The sequence below is a fragment of the Roseateles oligotrophus genome, from assembly GCF_025717515.1.
GTDB classification, from domain to species: Bacteria; Pseudomonadota; Gammaproteobacteria; order Burkholderiales; family Burkholderiaceae_C; genus Paucibacter_A; species Paucibacter_A oligotrophus.
Window position 1 is genome coordinate 439987 of sequence record NZ_JAJIRN010000002.1, and the last position, 16583, is coordinate 456569.

Here is a 16583-nt window from a genome sequence, read left to right on the forward strand (position 1 = left end):
GCTCACTCCCTGGTGCTGTACTCGGACCTATGCCTGACCGAAGACCTAAGTCGTCCGCCCCCAAGGGGGTCAAGAAATGTCGGGGCGGGCCATCCTCTTCTTGTCAGCCTCGGAGCGGTCTGTGCCATGAGCCAGGTCCAGCGCTGGCAGCATGAGCCTCCATGAGCGCTGGCGGGTTCAGGCGCTTTTGCCTGTGCTCAGCATGCTGATACCGACCGCGGCGAACCACAGGATCTGGGTGATCCCGAAAACGGCGCCGAGATCGCGCAAAGGCGGCAATAGCGTCAGCACGCCACAACTGCCAACCAACACGCCCAGCCAGGCCAGTGCGGACTTGCGCGACAGGCGCAGCCCGGTGATGGCCAGCAACAGCACCCACACACCGCCCAGGCTGCTTTGGATGATGGTCAGCACATGCCAAACGGTCAAGGCCAGCGCGGGATCTTTGCCGTGCAGCGTGGCGACGCGCATCAGATCTTCGTTGCCGGTACGAAAGCGCTCGTGCAACGCCGTGGTGAGCAGCACCAATGCCAGTCCGAAAGCCACATAGACGAGCAGATTGACGGTTTGAAAGGCGGTTTGGCGCTTCAGCGCAAAGGCCAGTTTGCGAGCCGCGTCCCAGCCCTCGGCGTTCTCCGGCTTGAGCTAGGTGGCAATGGCGCCGAAGCCGACGATATAGGCCTGCGCCTCAAACAGGGCGGCCCCTGCGCCCCAGGTCTGAAGTTTCTGCTTGGATGCTTGCATGGCTTCCTCCTCGCGTCGTTGATTGAGTCAATACAGGCGTGCGCATGTTGGCGTCTCATCCGGCGCCATGCGAGCTTGGCGCGACGATATGACAAATGGCGAGCATCACTTGCACATGAGCACCCGCTTGTGTGCTAACCGGACGGCAAAGCGGCGCCCAAAGCCAATCTTGCGCTCCGTTGTGGACTCCTTGATTGCCCGCCGCAGTTGCTCGCAGTGAAACCCCAGGATCGTTTGTTCGAGGCATCCGTTTTTCCGAACAATCACAGAACCATATTCGAGTTGTTTGATGCATTGAGGGACGACACAATGACCGTAAAGACAATTTCCACAATGAAAAGGACCTTTGCCATGTCAACCCTATCAAGCACCGCAGGACCCCTGTCCGATGCGGATGCTCATGCTGCGCCCACCGGCGAGCGGCGTGACGAGCATGGCCGGCGCATCGCGCTGACCTTTGAATCCACCCGCGTGCGGCCTGTCGCTCCACCTGCGAATTGCTGGTGCGTTGCCATCGACGGCTCAGCACATTCGATGCATGCGCTGACCCAGGCCATGCAATTGGCGACCGAGAGCGGTGCCAACACGCTCGACATCGCCACCGTGCATCATTGGCTGAGCACCGAAGCCGCCGAGACGGAACTTGCGGTCCGTGGTTTGGCCACGAGTGCGGATGCGCGTGCCTTGCTCGACTCGCGGGGTTTTGCATGGCGGCTACATGCACTCATGGGGGAGCCCGCACAACGCCTTATCGAGCAGAGCGAGTTGCTCGGTGCTCGCGGCATCGTGATCGGCGCGCGCGGGCTTTCGGCCTTCGACGGTCTGTTGCTCGGCTCCGTCGCGCAGCAGGTCATCCATAACTTCCACGGCGCAGTACTCGTCGTGCGGGCACCTGCGGCGCCATAGCAGGGGGGCTCGGGCTGAAAGCGCATGACGCAAGGTGTAAACGCATCCCAGGCGTTGCGGTCTATCTTGGCTGGTCTGAGAGCATGCCGTCCGGGGCGCAAAACAGTCGGCCGTATCCCTCTGTTCGCAGGCCATCCGCGTCGTCCCGCACCAGGAATAGCGCTTAGCCCCTGTTGAGCCGCGAGTGCGGCCCCGGCTTTCGGGCCTGCCACCATGAGGGCGGTGCCCTGGCGTCAACTTCGGCGCAAGTGCTTGCAATAACGATGACCGAGGGCGGTAAGGACATCAGAGGCGCGCCCCGCCATCGTGTGCGACAGGCGGCGCCCCTGCGCGACGGTCACCTAATGCCGGCAGTCGCCGGAGGTGGCGACTGTTTGCGAGTCATTTTTCGACTAGTTCATCAATCTATTCTCTCCTCCCAACGCAACTGCCAGTGAAGTTCAGCTTGGGGCGCCCTGCCGCCGCCGCTACCCATTTGAATGATAAGAACTGGCCGGGACCGTGAGGCCGCATCATCTTCATTAAGCCGCCGTTGACCAAAACGGTCGGCGAACCGAGCGTCAGCTATACGGCGCTTGTTCGAACTGTAGGCCTGGCGCAGACCGGGACATTTCGAGGGCACTGACCGCGTGGCAAGTCAGTGCCCAAAGCCGCTCAGCGGCAGTGAACGCATGTCCCTTGCCGGTCATGAAGAGTCATCGCGTTTGTGTTTCTATAGCGTACAGCTGGTCCCGAGACTACAAGGCAATGATGTACTCCCGTTGGGGATTTGCACCCCGCATGCCGATCCGCCACCCCACCGACCCGCAGCACGCAAGGGCCGGGCGAGCCGATCAGTTCCGGGTCGATGACCGGAACATCTCGTGGTGCAAGCCCCAATGTTCGACGGCGGCGATAAGTACGTTCGATTCGCCGTCGTCGACCTGGGCATCGACTTCGGCAAGTTCGACACAGATGCGCAGCACCTTCAGCCGCAGCGCGGGATCCTGGATCTCACCCATCAGGTCCGCCAGCGTGCGCTCATCCACCGGGCAGGTATCGGCCCAGTTCAACTGACCGCTCGACAGCAAGTCTTCGCAGAAAGTGTCCAGCAGCGCAAGCAATTCATGCCTTGTCAGGCCGAGCTGCTCATGCACGGCGAGACGATCGAGACACTCGATCTCAGCCTCCGCGATGTCGCCGTCGGCGACCACCGTCAGCGCGACGATGCGGGCTGCGGCCTGTGGGCTGTTGACGGGATAGTGGCGCATAGGGAGTCCTGTTTGATGGTTGATGGGCTTGGGTCACGGCTGCAATGTCGGGCACCCATTGCTTCCGAAAAAGCAGTTTTTCAGGAATTCGAACATCGGATAAACCTGAACAAGAGGCGGGCTTTTGAGCTCACACTTCAGCCTTTCGCGGGCGCAGCGAGCAAGAGTTGCAGCGCCCAAACCTTCTTGGTACCTCACCCTCTGGAGCACCATCCAATGCCCAACACTCGAACCGCCAATGCCGTCCGTCTGGAGTTCGCTGCTGGCTCCCTGGTTCAATCCAACCTGTCGGGCGCCGCCTTCACCGGCGACTGGCTCTGGGTGGCGGGTGACGAAGCCTGTGGCCTGGACCGGCTGCGCCGGCTCGAACCCGTCGGGCGCGAGGCCTTGCGCTTTGGCGAGGCGCGCGATTTCCCGCTCGCCGATCTGCTGGACTTGCCCGGCACGGCCGAGGAAGAGGCCGATCTGGAAGGCATGGCCGTGGCCGACGGCTACCTCTGGGTGGTCGGCTCGCATGGCCTGAAGCGCAAGAACGTCAAGCCGGACCGGGACCATGCCGACAACGCCAAGCGGCTGGCCAAGCTCGCGCTCGACGGCAACCGGCGCTTGCTGGCCTGTCTGCCGATCGAGCCCGATGCCCAGGGCGAACCCTGCCTGGTGCGACAGGCCCAGGATGGCCGCAAGGCGCTGCGACTGAAAGGGGATGCCCAATCGAACCTGCTCACTCGTGCGCTGGCTGGTGACCCCCATTTCGGTCCTTATATGGCGATCCCGGGCAAGGACAACGGCTTTGACATCGAAGGCCTGGCCGTCGACGGCCGCCGCTTGCTGCTGGGCCTGCGCGGGCCGGTGCTGCGCGGCTGGTCGGCGCTGCTGGAAATCTCGGTTGAAGCCCGCGGTGAGCAACTGCGACTGCTGCCACTGGACGACAGCGGCACGCTGATCCGCAAACATTTCCTGCAGCTCGACGGCTTGGGCGTTCGCGACCTGCATTTCTCGGGCGATGACCTCTACATTCTGGCCGGCCCGACGATGGTGCTGAACGGTGACATCCGCGTCTTCAAATGGCCCGGCGCACGCACCCTGCTGGCCGCCAACCGCGAGCCCGTGCGTTTCGAGCAGGCGTTGACCGAGTCGGTTCCCTTGCCGCACGGTCGCGGCAGCAACCGCGCCGAGGCGATTTGCGATCTGCCGCCGGCCTTGTCCGGAGGCAAGGCAAGCTGGCTCGTCCTGTACGACGCGCCGGGTGCCGATCGCAAGGACGGCGAGCACGCCGTCTTCGGCGACCTGCTGCGCCACGATTGAGGGCGTTCACCGCAAGTTGTCTCAATCAATCATGGCAGATGCTCCCGAACTCGATCCTTTTGCGCCGATTCAATTCGTGATCAATGCGGCTGCGGGCAGCAGCGATGCGGACATGAAGCGCGAAGTCATCGAGTCGGTGCTGCGGGCAGAAGGCAGGTGCGGCGACTTGCACTTCTGCACACCCGGCCAATTGGCCGGCGTGGCGCGTGAGTCGGCGCAGCGGGCCCTGTCGACCCGCACGGCCGTGGTCGCCGTCGGCGGTGACGGCACGCTCAACACCGTCGCGCAGGCCGCTCATGCGGCGGGCTGCGCCATGGGGGTGGTGCCGCAGGGCACGTTCAACTACTTTGCCCGCACCCACGGCATTCCCGCCGACCCGGCCGAAGCGGTCCGCCTGTTGCTGCATGCAGCGCCGGTGCCGGTTCAGGTGGCCGGCATCAACGAGCGCGTGTTCCTGGTCAACGCCAGCCTGGGGCTCTATCCCGACCTGCTGGAAGACCGAGAAGCCTACAAAGCCCGCTTCGGCCGTAGCCGCTGGGTGGCGTTCGTGGCGGCCTGCGCGACGCTGCTGCGGGCACAGCGCCGGCTGCGACTGCATATCGAGACTGGTGGCACGGTTCGCGACCTGCAAACCTTGACGCTTTTCGTGGGCAACAACCGGCTGCAACTGCAGCAGTTCGGTGCGGAGCCGGAAGATACCCTGGCCGGTACGCCCGGCGACGGCAGCATGGCCGCGCTGGTGCTGCGGCCGATCGGAGCACTGTCGATGATGGGCTTGATGCTGCATGGCGCGATGGGCAGGCTGGGTGAGGCTGCCGGCGTGGAGCGCTTCGAGTTCGAGCATTTGGTGGTCAAGCCCACGCTGCCGCAGGGTCGTCGCGGGGTGAAGGTGGCCTTCGACGGCGAGGTGACGATGATGCGCGCGCCACTCGACTTCCGCGTGCTCGCCAAACCCCTGTACCTGCTGAGGCCGCATCGCAAGGCGGCCGCCATAGACGCCGCATCCCGCACCGAAGAGGCAGGCGGATGAGCATCCTGCTGCAGATCTCCGACACGCATTTCGGCACCGAGCAGGCGCCGGTCGTCGAAGCGCTGGCCGCGCTGGCCCGGCAGCAGCGGCCCGATCTGGTCGTGCTGTCCGGCGACATCACTCAGCGCGCCCGCCCGGCGCAGTTCCGGGCCGCACGTGCATTTGTGGACCGCCTCGGCGCGCCGGTGCTGGCCGTTCCAGGCAACCACGACATCGCGCTGCTCGACCTGTGGGCGCGCTTGCGCCGCCCCTATGCCCGCTACAGCGCTGCCTTCGGCGCGGAACTCGAACCGGTGCACCGCTCGCCCGAGCTGATGGTCGTGTGCGTCAACACCACGCGGCCCTGGCGCCACAAGCATGGCGAGCTCTCCGGGCCGCAGATAGAACATGTGGCCCAACTTTTGGAGGGCGCCGAAGCTGCCCAGCTGCGGGTGGTGGTCGTGCACCAGCCCGTGGCCGTGACGCGTGACGAGGATCTATCCAACCTTCTGCGCGGTCATGCGGCCGCGCTCGAGCGCTGGGCAGCGGCCGGGGCCGACCTCATCATGGGCGGGCACATCCACCTGCCTTACGTGATGCCGCTGCAAGGCCTGGCGCGTCCTCTGTGGGCCGTGCAGGCGGGCACGGCCGTCTCGTCTCGGCTGCGCAGGGGCGTGCCCAACTCGGTGAACCTGCTGCGCTGGGGCGCAGACTCGGCGCCTGGGTGCTGCCGGATCGAGCAATGGGACTTCTCGGCTGACATCCAAGCCTTCTTGCGCGCCAAGGTCACCGAGGTCCGGCCGGCCAGGGCCTAACGAGTACAGCGTCCCGTCAGTATCGACACATGAAAGCGCGCCTTCACCCGCATGGCGGCGTTGCAAATCCTCTCGATACCCCCGGTATCGCTGCGGTTTGCGCCTTGCCCTGTGGGCGAATCCATCACTTTCATTTTGTGTCTCTACTTGCGGGACGCTGTACTAGGTCGCCAAGCCAGCTTCGTATTTTCCTGAGCCCAAGTCACGAAAGAGCCGCTTCTTCCGAAGTTGATTCGGGTGCACATTGCAGCGTTCGGCATCTCTGTCGTTCACCTCAAACTGAGCTCCTGCAAAGAAAATCCATCGTGCGCAACTACCCCCATAACAGCCCAGAAGCCGCCGCGCGCATCGTCGCCTTGGTGCTGATCTCCGACGGTCATGTGTGCAGTTCCGAGTTCGATGTCCTCAAGCAACTGGGCGCGGAGCGCGAACTTGGGCTCGATCCCGATCTGCTGCCGCACATCGTTCACACCTTGTGTGAGGAACTGTTGGCCGGTGGCTACGCGACAGGCTCGCTGATGGCCCATGTCGATGACGCCGCGCTGGCGTCATTGATGGCCGAGATCTCGGATCCGGCGCTGCAAAGAAAGGTGCTGCGTCTATCCCTGGCCGCGGCGCGGGCCGATGGTCACTTGGCCGATGGCGAAACCTTGGTGCTGGAGGCCGCCCGGCACCATTGGAAGCTCGTCGATGGCGAGGAGCCGAGCGCCGTCAAGCCGGCCCGCCGCCGCGACGCCTGAGCGGCCATCTTCAATCCGCGATCAAGGCTGTGACGCAGCCATCAGCTGCATCACCAAGGGGTGGTGCTGGCCGCGGCGTGAGCGGATGGCATGGATCTCTTCTTTGACGCCATCGCTGCTGCCCAGCAAGCGCAGGCCGCGCATCAAGCCGACGTCTCCTGCGCCCAGCCGGCTGACCGGGAACACGCCCAGCCCGCGGGCCCCGAACACCGCCAGCAGCGCACTGTCTTCGAACTCGCCGACGATACGAGGTCGCAGGCCCTGCGTCTCGAACCAGCGGTCCAGCGCCGAGCGCAGGGCCGAGTGCCCGGTGGGCAGCAATACCGGCAGGTCGTTCAGGCTTTGCGGAAACCGGTCGCGCTCGGTCTTGCCGACCAGCCGGGCGGGCCCGTACCACTCGACCGGCGAATCGACGAGCCGCTCGCTGCTAAGACGAAGATTCGGGTTGCGCGGCGCCGCCTGGCCGGCCAGCACCAGGTCCAGGTGATGCAACGCCAGCTCGCTGAGCAACTGCTCGAACTCGCCCTCGTGGCAGACGAGCCGAAGATTGGGCGTGCTCAGCACCGGCTCCAGCAAGGCATAGGCGGCGAGCTTGGAGATGCCATCGGAGAGCCCGACCGCCAGGCGGGCCACCTTGCCGCTGGCCGCTTCGCGCACCTCGTCGGGGATGCCCTGGCCGAGCTGAAAAATCTCCTCGGCGCGTGCGAAGGCGGCCTGGCCTGCCTCGGTGAGGGCCACGCCCCGGCCCGAGGGCTTGAGGAGCTGGTGGCCCAGCGACTTCTCCAGCTCGCGCACCTGCGCGCTGATGGTCTGCACTGCCATGTCCAGTCGTTCGGCAGCGCGAGCAAACCCGCCTTCCTTGGTGACAACCCAGAAGTAATGAAGATGGCGATAGTTCAGCATGCGCTCTCCAGTGCGGGAAAACCGAAGTTTAAGTGCGTTTCAATCTGGTTTGTTCGAAGCTGATAAATCTCCACACTCCGGGTCATTCGTTCACCAAAGAAAGTCCTGTCATGTTCTACGCCCTCAGCTGGTTCTTCGTCATCGCTCTGCTGGCGCTGTGGTCGCTGACGGCCTGGGCGCTGCATGCAGTGGCGGTCTGGACGGTCTCGAACGCCGGCGCGCTCACCGACGCTACCTCGGGCACCGGCAGCATGGCCCTGCCGGACTGGCTGGCACCCTGGGTGCCGCCGGAAGTGGCACAGTGGGCCAGCTCCCTTTTGGGAGGCCTTGCGCCTTTCATTGACAGCCTGCTGCAGGCAGCACCCGCACTGGCGGGTGGCTTGACGGTGGCGACCTGGGTGATCTGGGGCATCGGCAGCGTGCTGCTCGTGCTCTTGGGTGCTGGGCTGCACCTGCTCATCGCGCTGCTGCGCCGCAGCGGAGCCGGCCCGAAAGTTGGCCCGTCGTTCGCGGCAGGCTGATTCGGCGGTTCTGCAAATCTGAAAGCAAGGCATGGACTTTCTACTCCCCTTCCTCATGGCCGACTTCCTGGGCACGCCCACCTGGATCTGGCTCAGCTTCGTCGGCGTCGTCATCGCGCTGCTGGCCTTCGACCTGGGCGTCCTGCACAGGGATGACCACGAGATCGGCGTGCAAGAAAGCCTGCTGCTCTCGGCCGGCTATATCAGCGTGGCCTTGCTCTTCGGGGCCTGGATCTGGTGGTATCTGGGCGCGCAAAGCGGTATGGACTACTACACCGGCTTCATGATCGAGAAGTCGCTGTCGATGGACAACGTCTTCGTCATCGCACTGATCTTCAGCTTCTTCGCCATCCCGCGCCAGTATCAGCACCGGGTGCTGTTCTGGGGCATCTTGGGTGTGATCGTGCTGCGCGCGATCATGATCGGCTTGGGTGCGACGCTGGTGAGCCAGTTCAGCTGGGTGCTCTACCTGTTCGGTGCCTTCCTGATCTTCACCGGCATCAAGATGTGGATCATTGCCCACCACATGCCCGACATCGCGAACAACCCGCTGCTGAAGTTCCTGAAACGGCATATACGCGTGACCGAGGGCCTGCGCGGCAATGCCTTCTGGGTGCGCGAGACCGACCCGAAGACGGGCAAAGTGGAGCGTTTTGCGACGCCCTTGTTCCTGGCTCTGGTGCTGGTCGAGTTCGTCGATCTCGTGTTCGCGGTCGATTCGGTGCCGGCGATCTTCGCCATCACCACCGACCCCTTCATCGTCTACACCAGCAATATCTTCGCGATCCTCGGCCTGCGCGCGCTGTACTTCGCGCTGGCCGCAATGATCCACCGCTTCAAATACCTGAAGTACGCCCTGGCTTTGGTGCTGGTGTTCATCGGCAGCAAGATCTTCCTGGTAGGCATCATCGGCAAGATACCGGCGGTGATCTCGCTGAGCGTGACCTTCGGGCTGATTGCCGGTGGTGTGCTGGTGTCGTTGTGGAAGACCCGCGAGCAGTCCTCTATCGCCGAGTCCACATGACGCCACCTATCACGCCGCGCCTGGCAGAGTCTCAAAGCGACGCGCCACTGGCCGCAACGCGAACTGGGCTTGCTGACTTCTATCTACAGCCGGGCCTGACGCCTGGCGAACACAAGCCTGAACCATCTCGCGGCTGCGGGCAGACGCTCATGTGCACCTGCCGCTATGGATTTGATGACCGCTATCGACCCACGGCTGTCCAAAGAACAGCGAACCACAACGCCGCAAGGCTGCTGCTCAACGTTGGCGTGAGTGGCAAACAACGGCGCGCGCAGTGCCTCCGAAGCGGTACATCGGCGCCCGCAATTGCTTGTCGACTCGATCAACTGATCCACCGGTCACCCAATGAGGAAGACGACGAATACGACAAGGCCATCGATCTGCCGCCGGTGCGCCAGGAACTGCCAGCTTGCCCGAGCTCGCAACCACGGGTTCGGAGGCAAGGCTTCGCGGTACTTGCGCGAGAGCAGCATGCAGGAGCACTACCACCAAGAGCGCCGCTTGGCCACCAGGCCAAAGGCACTTGGCGCACCCCATGCCGCCGTTGCGGCTATGTGCAAGAAGCTGACTGGAGGCGAGCCGCGCGGCCTGCGCGGCCGCCACAGTTCGGTTAGTCTATAAACTTGAATTCCCCGAGGAGCTACCCATGAAACCTGTGTCCGAACTATTGAAACCACGCGATGGTACTTTGTGGCAGTTGCGCCGCGAAGACTCGGTGTACGCAGCGCTGGAATTGTTGGCACGCTATGACGTGGGCGCGCTCATGGTCATGGAAGGCGGGCGCCTAGTGGGAATATTCAGTGAGCGCGACTACACGCGCAAGATCGCGCTGCAAGGCCGCGGCTCCAAGGACACTACGGTCGCCGAGATCATGACGACCAACGTCATCTCCGTCACGCCGAGCACACGCACACACGCATGCATGTCCCTGATGAGAGACAAGCGCATCCGCCACCTGCCGGTGGTGGACGGCGACACCGTGTTGGGCATGATCTCGATCCGCGACCTGATGGAACTCATCATTGCCGAGCATGAGGCCACGATCTCCCACCTTGAGAACTACATTCGGTCTTGAGCTGAGCGTCTGCGGACCGGCCGTCGCCAAACGTCCACTCATGGCCGGTATTACCTCGCGCAGGGATGTCGCTAGACTGGACCTCTCGGTTTCCTTTCACCCCCTACCGGCGATCGACACCAACCCATGGACACTCCGCCCCTGCTTTGCGCACCATCTTTAGACGAAGTCGAACAGGTCGTCGCCGAGCCTTTGCGCTTCAAAGCCCGGCTGGCCATCGGCGAGGACGCTTACACCTCGCTGCGCATGATCAGCCGCACCCGCGAGATGTGGGATGTGCTGGGCGCTGCCGGCGCAGGCGCGGCGGTGGCCAAGACTGGCATGGTTGCGGGAATGCTGGGCGCATCGGCTACGCCGATCGGATGGGTGGCGCTGGCGGCACTGGCCTCCGGTGGCGCCTGCTACGGGATGTACCGGCTGCTGGGTAACACCAAGGGTGAGCGGGTCATCGAGATCCCCAAGTACCTCAATACGCCGCTGGACACCTTGGGCTTGGCGATCTTCGACCTGATCGCGCCACTCTCGCTTCGGCTGGCTGCGGTCGATGGCGAAATCGAGGCTGCGGAACGCGCCTTCCTGATCCGCCATCTCGTGGACGACTGGGGCATGAATCGCAGCTTCGTTGAGCAGGCGGTGGCAGCAATCGAGCCGCGGCTGACAGAGGGCTCCATCGAATCGATGGCGGCGGAGGCTGCCGAGTTCTTGCATCTGAACCCGGATTGCAAGCACCAGGCCATCGCCAAGGATTTGGGCGTTTTCCTGCGCGCGATGCTGGAGACCTGTGGGCCGCTGAGCGATGCCGAAGAGGAGGCTCTTGCCAGCACTCTGCAACTGATCGCCACCGCGCCACCGGGCGAGATGGCCAAGGCCTGGTCGCAGGCCATGACGCTCGCCGGCGGCGCCGCCGGGCAGGTGAAGACCGTGCTGACCGATGCGACCGGCTGGGCACTGGAGCGCTTGCCCAGCGAACAAGTAAAGGCCGGCGCGAGTGAAGCTGCAACGCGGGCCTATGTTGCTGCACGGCAAGCGGCAAACTGGACCCAGGATCACCTGCCGAGCGGCGATCAGGTGAAAGTAGTCGCGGGTGAAGCGGCCGCGCAGGCGCTCGCCGCGGCCCGCAAGGTTACGGCATCGACGCGCGAGCGGTTGCCGAGTGCGGAGCATGTGAAGACGCAAGCGGCCGAAGTCGCGGGCTTGGCCGCCGAGCGGGCGGCCGATGCGGCGAAGAGAGGGCTGGCGTGGGCGACAGAACAAGTTGCGGCTCGTTTGCCGAAACGGGACAAAGAACCGCCCGATACGCAATAGCATCCAACTGCTGTTGGCTTCGAACAGCGCGGATCATCGTGCTTGAAAACTCCCTGCGGAGGTGTTCTTACACAGCCTCAGTCGAGACAGCCCGGTCGCGGATTTTGCCGTCGGTAGCCGCTGGTCAGGGAGTTTTGGTGCACCTGGGGGGGGCAACTGCCGGGCACTTTCGCATACTGACGCTCCAGGCCAATTCCTGTCGTTCGGATGCGCAGTAGGGGCGGCGGCAGTGTGCCCGGAGCAGTCGTTGCCCTGCAGGCAGCAAGAGCGTCGGAAGTTGGTGAGGCCCCATCAAACCTTCAACTTATGCCGCCGCAGTGCCCATACCGCCAGCAAACTGAAACCCAGCGCTTGCCAGAGCAATATTTCGGCAAAAGGTTTGACTTCGGCCAGCGTCGCACCCATCTGGTTCAGGCGCACAAAGGTTTGAATACCGACCACCGCCGGGATCAAATCACCCAGCGCAAATAGCGGCGCCGGCAAGGCCTCGCGCGGCCAGGAAAAGCCGCTCAAAAAAGCGATCGGCAGCGAGGTGCACAAGAGTGCTTGCATGCTGCGTTCACGGTCGGCCAGCAAGGCCCCCAAAGCCACGCCTAGGGCCGCGATGGCCCAGCAATAGGGCAAGAGCAGCAAGGCCGCGCCCAACAGATTTCCGCCGTGACCATAGTCGAAAAACCGGAAAACCGGGCCGAAGAACCAAGCAGCGGACAGCAAGCCAAAACCGGCAAAGGCAGCCGTCCGCGCGGCCCAGGTAGCGAGCGAATCGGCCGCCGGCCGGCGTTCAAACCAGGTGCCGACCCACATCGCAGTGCCGATCAACATCAGCTGCTGAATGATCAGCACCGACACGGCGGGCACCACATAACTGCCATAACCCTGGGTCGGGTTGTAGAGCGCCACCAAGCTCAAGTTCAAAGGGCTGCGGCTCGCTGCGGCCGCCAGCGGCGACGCGCCCTTGGCCTGCATTTGCCGCAACTCGGCGCCGGCCGAGACCGTGCCTATGACCTCGCCAAAACCACTCAACACGACCTTGTTGATCAGGAAATACGCGCCGTCGGCCAAGACCGGCAGCACCACCCCCTGGCCATGCAGGACATCACGCTTCATATCCCTGGGCAACAAGACATAAGCCTCAATCTCCCGCCGGGCCAGCGCCGCTTTGGCTTCCGCCTCGCTGCTGGTGACAAAGCGCAAGTCCAAGCGCGGGCTGGCCTGCGTGAAGCGGCCGATCTGACGCGCGATATTGCTGTGGTCCTGGTCGACGATGGCCACCGGCACGCGCCGCAACTCCTGCGTCAGATAAGGCCAGGGGTAGAAGAAGGCATAAATGATCGGGGCGACGATGAACATCAGCAAACAGCCCTTGTCCGTCAAGGCGCTGCGCCAGGTCTCACCGATGGTTTTGAACCAGGCCCACATCAGCGCTTGCCCCAGCAAGCCGGCGTCACCGCCGCACGTTTGAGCAGGGCGGCGCTGGCCAGCAACAGCAGCGCTGTGACCAGGCTCAGCCAACCCGCCAATGGCAAGAGCGCGGCCGCCGCGCGGCCCTGCTGCAGCAGGCCGACCTGCGCCTCCAGTACCCAGGCCAGCGGCAAGGCCTCGGCCCATTGCCGGGCACCGCCGGGCATGGCCATCAAAGGGAAGGCCAGGCCCGAGAACGCAAAGGCCGGCGCGGTAATGAAGCCTGCGGCCGACAGCGCCGTGCGCAAGCTTCTGCTGGCCAGGGCCACAAACGCACCCAAGCCCCAGTACAGCGCCAGCATCAGCGCATGCAAGCCCAGCAAGACGGCCAGCGCATCCCGCTGCACCAAGCCCAGTTGCCACATCAGCAACCACAAGATCAGGTTGACCCCATTCAGCAGCAGCGTGGCCGGCAGCAGCTTGAGCAGCACCGCAGGCAAGACCTGCCCCTGCCCGGCGGCCAGCCATTGCGGCGCCGTTGCATCGCGCAACTCGACTCCCACGGCCCAGGCGCCGGCCACCATCGCCAACATATGCAGCAGCGCCGGCAGCAGCGCGGCGGCGAGAAACTGCTGGTAGTTCAGCGTCGGGTTGTAGATCGCCTGCAGATTGGCACGCAGCGGCTCGAAGCCCTCGTGCGCGGCCAGCGCGCTTTGACCGCGCTTCTCGCGCGCAATGATTTCGATGCCGGCCGACAGCGTGCCGACCACCGTGCGCACATCTTTCTGAATCAGCCCCGAGTGGGTCGCGAATTGGGCGTTATGCAGCAGAGCCAGCTTGGCCGCTCTGCCCTGCTTGATCTCGTCGCTGAAGCCGGCCGGCATTACCAGCGCGCCATAAACTCGGCCGGCGCGCAACGCCCTTTGCATCTCGCCTTCGTCACTGAATTGCGCCGCGATCTGCAGGCCGGGGGCTGCGTCCAGCATGCGGCTCAACTGACGCGACAACGCGCTGTGGTCGCCGTCCAGGATGCCGATCGGCAAGCGCGTCGGCAGGCCGGCGGCAAAGGTCCAGATCAAAAGCAGGCCCATCAAGAGCGGCAGCCATGACAGCATGGCCAGATCGAAAGGGCTGGCGCGCAGCCGCGCCCATTCCCTGCCCAAGACTTCCATTTACTTGACCAACACGCTCATGCCCGGCCGCGCACCGGCGATGGGCTTCAGCGGCTGCGCCTTGACCTCGAAGGTGCGCAGGTCATAGCCCTGGTTGTTGCGGGTGGCGCGCCAGGTGGCAAAGTCGGGCAAGGCCTGCGAGCCGACAACCTTGAAGCGCACCGCTTGATAGGAAAGCGCCGGCAGCGTGGCATCGAACTCCTGTCCGACAGCAAAGCGCTTGAGCTGATCTTCGCGCACGTTCAGCAGCATCCATTGATCGGCCAGATCCACCACGGTGATCACCGGCACGCCGGCCGGCGACAACTCGCCCACCTTGGCCAAGAGCTTGGCCACCTCGCCGGCCACCGGGCTCTTCAGCTCGGTCTCGGCACGGGCCGCTTCCACCTCTTGAACGGCACCGGCCACCTGAGCGGCTTGAGCGTTAGCGGCGGCCTGGTCTTCGCTGCGCGCGCCAGCCCTGGCCATATCGGCCTGGGCACGGGCGGCATTCGCCAGGCCTTGGGCTGAGCGCCAATTGGCCTCGGCCTCGTCGCGCTTTTGGGCCGCCACCAAGCCTTCTTTGTAAAGACCGTCAACCCGCTCGAAACTCTTGCGCGCCAGGTCGACCCCGACCTGTGCGCGCTCAAAATTAGCTTGCGCCATCCGGATCTCTTCCGGCCGGGCGCCGTTCTTGGCTTTTTGCGCGACCGCTGCAGCCGCCGCCGCGGCATTGCTGGCCTGCGTCATCTTGGCCGCCACCTCGGGGCTGTCGATACGCAGAATCAACCCGCCTTTTTCTATGCGCTGGCCTTCTTGCACCAGCAGTTCGATCACGCGGCCGGTCAGCTTGGGCGCGATGTCGGTCTCGCGCGCTTCCATCATGCCCTGCAGTTGTTCGGGTGCGGGAGGGTTGTGCTGCAGCATGGCATAGACACCGACGCCCAGCACCGTCACGGCAATTGCGGGCACTAGAAATTTAGGCAAGTTCATCGGCTATCTCGTCTTCTTCTATTCAACTCGCAGATCGGCGCGGGCCAGGTAATCGCCCAGGCTCTCGATCTGCCCGCTGGCCTGCAGCAGGCCGACCAAGGCCATCACATGCTCGTAGGCAACCTGCGCGCGTTCGGTGCGCAGCTTGGCCAGGTTCAGCTCGGCGTCGATCAAATCCAAAGCGGTGCTGGTACCCTGCTTCAGGCCAACCCGGCGCAGATGCAAGAGCTCCAGCCCTAACTCATCCTGCGCGGCCAGGCTCAGGTATTGCGAGCGCGCTTGTTCGGCGCTGCGCCATTGGCGCTCGACCAACAGGGTGATGTCGCTGCGGGCCTGCGCTTCGGCCGCGTCGACCTGGGCAAGCTGATTGAGGTGGGAGCGATTCAACGCGTCGTGATCCAGCGAGTCCCAAAGATTGACACGTATGCCGACCCCGGCCAGCCAGTCGCCGTTATGGGTCAAGGAACGCTGGCCGAAGGCAAACACCTGCGGCCGCTCAAGTGCTTTGGAGCCGGCTTTCAATTGTTCGGCCTGCGAGCGTTTGGCCGCCACCTTGGCCAGGCCCGGGTGCAAGGTCAGCGCGGTGGTGAGGAAGTCTTGCAGCGGCGGCAGCGGCTGGGAGCTCAGCGCCAGCGGCGTGCTCGGCGTCGGTGCACCATCCATTTTGACGGTTCGGGCCAAGGCGATGGCGATCAATTCGGCATCGCTGCGCGCCTTGCGGGCCTGATGCTGAGCGTCTTGCAAGGCGGCGCGCGCCTGCAGGCGCTCCAGTTTGGAGGCGACCCCGGCCAACAGCATCTTCTCGGCCGCAGCGTCATGCTCGGCCACGCCGGCGGCGGCGGCCTCGCGCAGACTGGCCGCGCGGCGCGCCATCTGGGTCTGAAAATAACGTTGCGCCAGCAGGGACAGCGCCTCTTCCTCGCTGTGGTTCAACTCGGCCTGCGCCTCGGCGCTTTGCGCCGCGGCCATGCCGCGTATCGCATCGGTGGCGCCGCCCAGGTAAATCGGCCAGACGGCATTCAGCAGCGCGGCCTGATTGGCATTGCTGCGCGAAAGCGTGGCGTTGTGGGGCAGCGGCGGCAAAGGCGGCAACTGGCCGGCAAGACCGGGCGGCAGCAAACTGATCACATTGCCCAGCCCCTGATTGAGCGGATCGAGATTCAGATCGACGCTGGCCTTGTAGCTATAGGCCGCGCCGTAGACGCTGATGATGGGGCCGCCCGCATTGGCGATACCCTCGGCCTGGGCCTGGCGCTGCGCCACCGCCGCGCGCGCTCCGGCCAACTGATCGGAGTTTTGCTGCACCAACTGCACGGCTTCGGGCCAGCTGAGTGCAGCGGCGCTAACGCTACTCGCCCACAGCAAAGGCAGGCAGAGCGACAACAAGGAGGCGGCATTCATTCGAGAGTCATCAATGGCGAAGCCGCAAGAGTAGCCGATT

General features: G+C 64.3%; 16 protein-coding genes. 9 read left to right on the forward strand and 7 right to left on the reverse strand.

Going from position 1 to position 16583, the window contains the following annotated elements; all coding sequences use genetic code 11:
- Positions 1-177 precede the first annotated feature (177 nt).
- On the reverse strand, positions 178-525 hold the full coding sequence (locus LNV07_RS05240) for a hypothetical protein (protein ID WP_263570111.1): 348 nt from the start codon (positions 523-525) through the stop codon (positions 178-180).
- A gap of 570 nt (positions 526-1095) precedes the next feature.
- On the opposite strand from LNV07_RS05240, the gene LNV07_RS05245 reads away from it, so the two are divergent.
- A complete protein-coding gene (locus LNV07_RS05245; RefSeq protein ID WP_263570112.1) occupies positions 1096-1650 on the forward strand; it encodes a universal stress protein in 555 nt (184 codons plus the stop codon).
- Between the two features lie 833 nt (positions 1651-2483).
- Here LNV07_RS05245 and LNV07_RS05250 read toward each other — a convergent pair.
- Entirely contained in the window at positions 2484-2900 is a 417-nt protein-coding gene (locus tag LNV07_RS05250) for a tellurite resistance TerB family protein (protein WP_263570113.1), read from the reverse strand.
- Between the two features lie 216 nt (positions 2901-3116).
- Here LNV07_RS05250 and LNV07_RS05255 point away from each other — a divergent pair, with 216 nt between their 5' ends.
- The 4 genes from LNV07_RS05255 to LNV07_RS05270 all read left to right on the forward strand — a co-directional run bounded on the left by LNV07_RS05255 (position 3117) and on the right by LNV07_RS05270 (position 6769).
- Positions 3117-4205 carry a DUF3616 domain-containing protein gene (locus tag LNV07_RS05255; protein ID WP_263570114.1) on the forward strand — a complete coding sequence of 363 codons (1089 nt, stop codon included), beginning with the start codon at positions 3117-3119 and terminating at the stop codon, positions 4203-4205.
- A gap of 31 nt (positions 4206-4236) precedes the next feature.
- Positions 4237-5235, forward strand: a complete 999-nt coding sequence (locus LNV07_RS05260; protein ID WP_263570115.1) for a diacylglycerol/lipid kinase family protein — start codon at positions 4237-4239, stop codon at positions 5233-5235.
- Complete coding sequence (locus LNV07_RS05265; protein ID WP_263570116.1) at positions 5232-6029, forward strand: metallophosphoesterase family protein; 798 nt, start codon at positions 5232-5234, stop codon at positions 6027-6029. The genes LNV07_RS05260 and LNV07_RS05265 overlap by 4 nt, the downstream gene beginning before the upstream one ends.
- Before the next feature lie 305 nt (positions 6030-6334).
- The gene (locus LNV07_RS05270) at positions 6335-6769 is read left to right on the forward strand and encodes a tellurite resistance TerB family protein (RefSeq protein ID WP_263570117.1); all 435 of its coding nucleotides are present in this window, start codon (positions 6335-6337) and stop codon (positions 6767-6769) included.
- A gap of 21 nt (positions 6770-6790) precedes the next feature.
- Here LNV07_RS05270 and LNV07_RS05275 read toward each other — a convergent pair whose 3' ends face one another.
- On the reverse strand, positions 6791-7672 hold the full coding sequence (locus tag LNV07_RS05275; RefSeq protein WP_263570118.1) for a LysR family transcriptional regulator: 882 nt from the start codon (positions 7670-7672) through the stop codon (positions 6791-6793).
- A gap of 110 nt (positions 7673-7782) precedes the next feature.
- On the opposite strand from LNV07_RS05275, the gene LNV07_RS05280 reads away from it, so the two are divergent.
- The 4 genes from LNV07_RS05280 (at position 7783) to LNV07_RS05295 (ending at position 11597) form a co-directional block, all read left to right on the forward strand.
- Positions 7783-8193, forward strand: a complete 411-nt coding sequence (locus LNV07_RS05280) for a hypothetical protein (RefSeq protein WP_263570119.1) — start codon at positions 7783-7785, stop codon at positions 8191-8193.
- Positions 8194-8224: 31 nt separating this feature from the next.
- The gene (locus LNV07_RS05285) at positions 8225-9217 is read left to right on the forward strand and encodes a TerC family protein (RefSeq protein ID WP_263570120.1); all 993 of its coding nucleotides are present in this window, start codon (positions 8225-8227) and stop codon (positions 9215-9217) included.
- A 646-nt stretch (positions 9218-9863) separates the two neighbouring features.
- On the forward strand, positions 9864-10292 hold the full coding sequence (locus LNV07_RS05290) for a CBS domain-containing protein (RefSeq protein ID WP_263570121.1): 429 nt from the start codon (positions 9864-9866) through the stop codon (positions 10290-10292).
- Between the two features lie 192 nt (positions 10293-10484).
- Complete coding sequence (locus LNV07_RS05295; protein ID WP_263570122.1) at positions 10485-11597, forward strand: hypothetical protein; 1113 nt, start codon at positions 10485-10487, stop codon at positions 11595-11597.
- Between the two features lie 291 nt (positions 11598-11888).
- Here LNV07_RS05295 and LNV07_RS05300 read toward each other — a convergent pair whose 3' ends face one another.
- Genes LNV07_RS05300 through LNV07_RS05315 form a run of 4 tightly spaced genes read right to left on the reverse strand, consistent with a single transcriptional unit; the run spans position 11889 to position 16543 of the window.
- Positions 11889-13016, reverse strand: a complete 1128-nt coding sequence (locus tag LNV07_RS05300; RefSeq protein WP_263570123.1) for an ABC transporter permease — start codon at positions 13014-13016, stop codon at positions 11889-11891.
- Positions 13016-14170, reverse strand: coding sequence for an ABC transporter permease (locus LNV07_RS05305; protein ID WP_263570124.1), 1155 nt, complete (start codon positions 14168-14170; stop codon positions 13016-13018). The genes LNV07_RS05300 and LNV07_RS05305 overlap by 1 nt, the downstream gene beginning before the upstream one ends.
- Complete coding sequence (locus tag LNV07_RS05310) at positions 14171-15142, reverse strand: HlyD family secretion protein (RefSeq protein ID WP_263570125.1); 972 nt, start codon at positions 15140-15142, stop codon at positions 14171-14173.
- An 18-nt stretch (positions 15143-15160) separates the two neighbouring features.
- Entirely contained in the window at positions 15161-16543 is a 1383-nt protein-coding gene (locus LNV07_RS05315; RefSeq protein WP_263570126.1) for a TolC family protein, read from the reverse strand.
- Between the last annotated feature and the right edge of the window lie 40 nt (positions 16544-16583).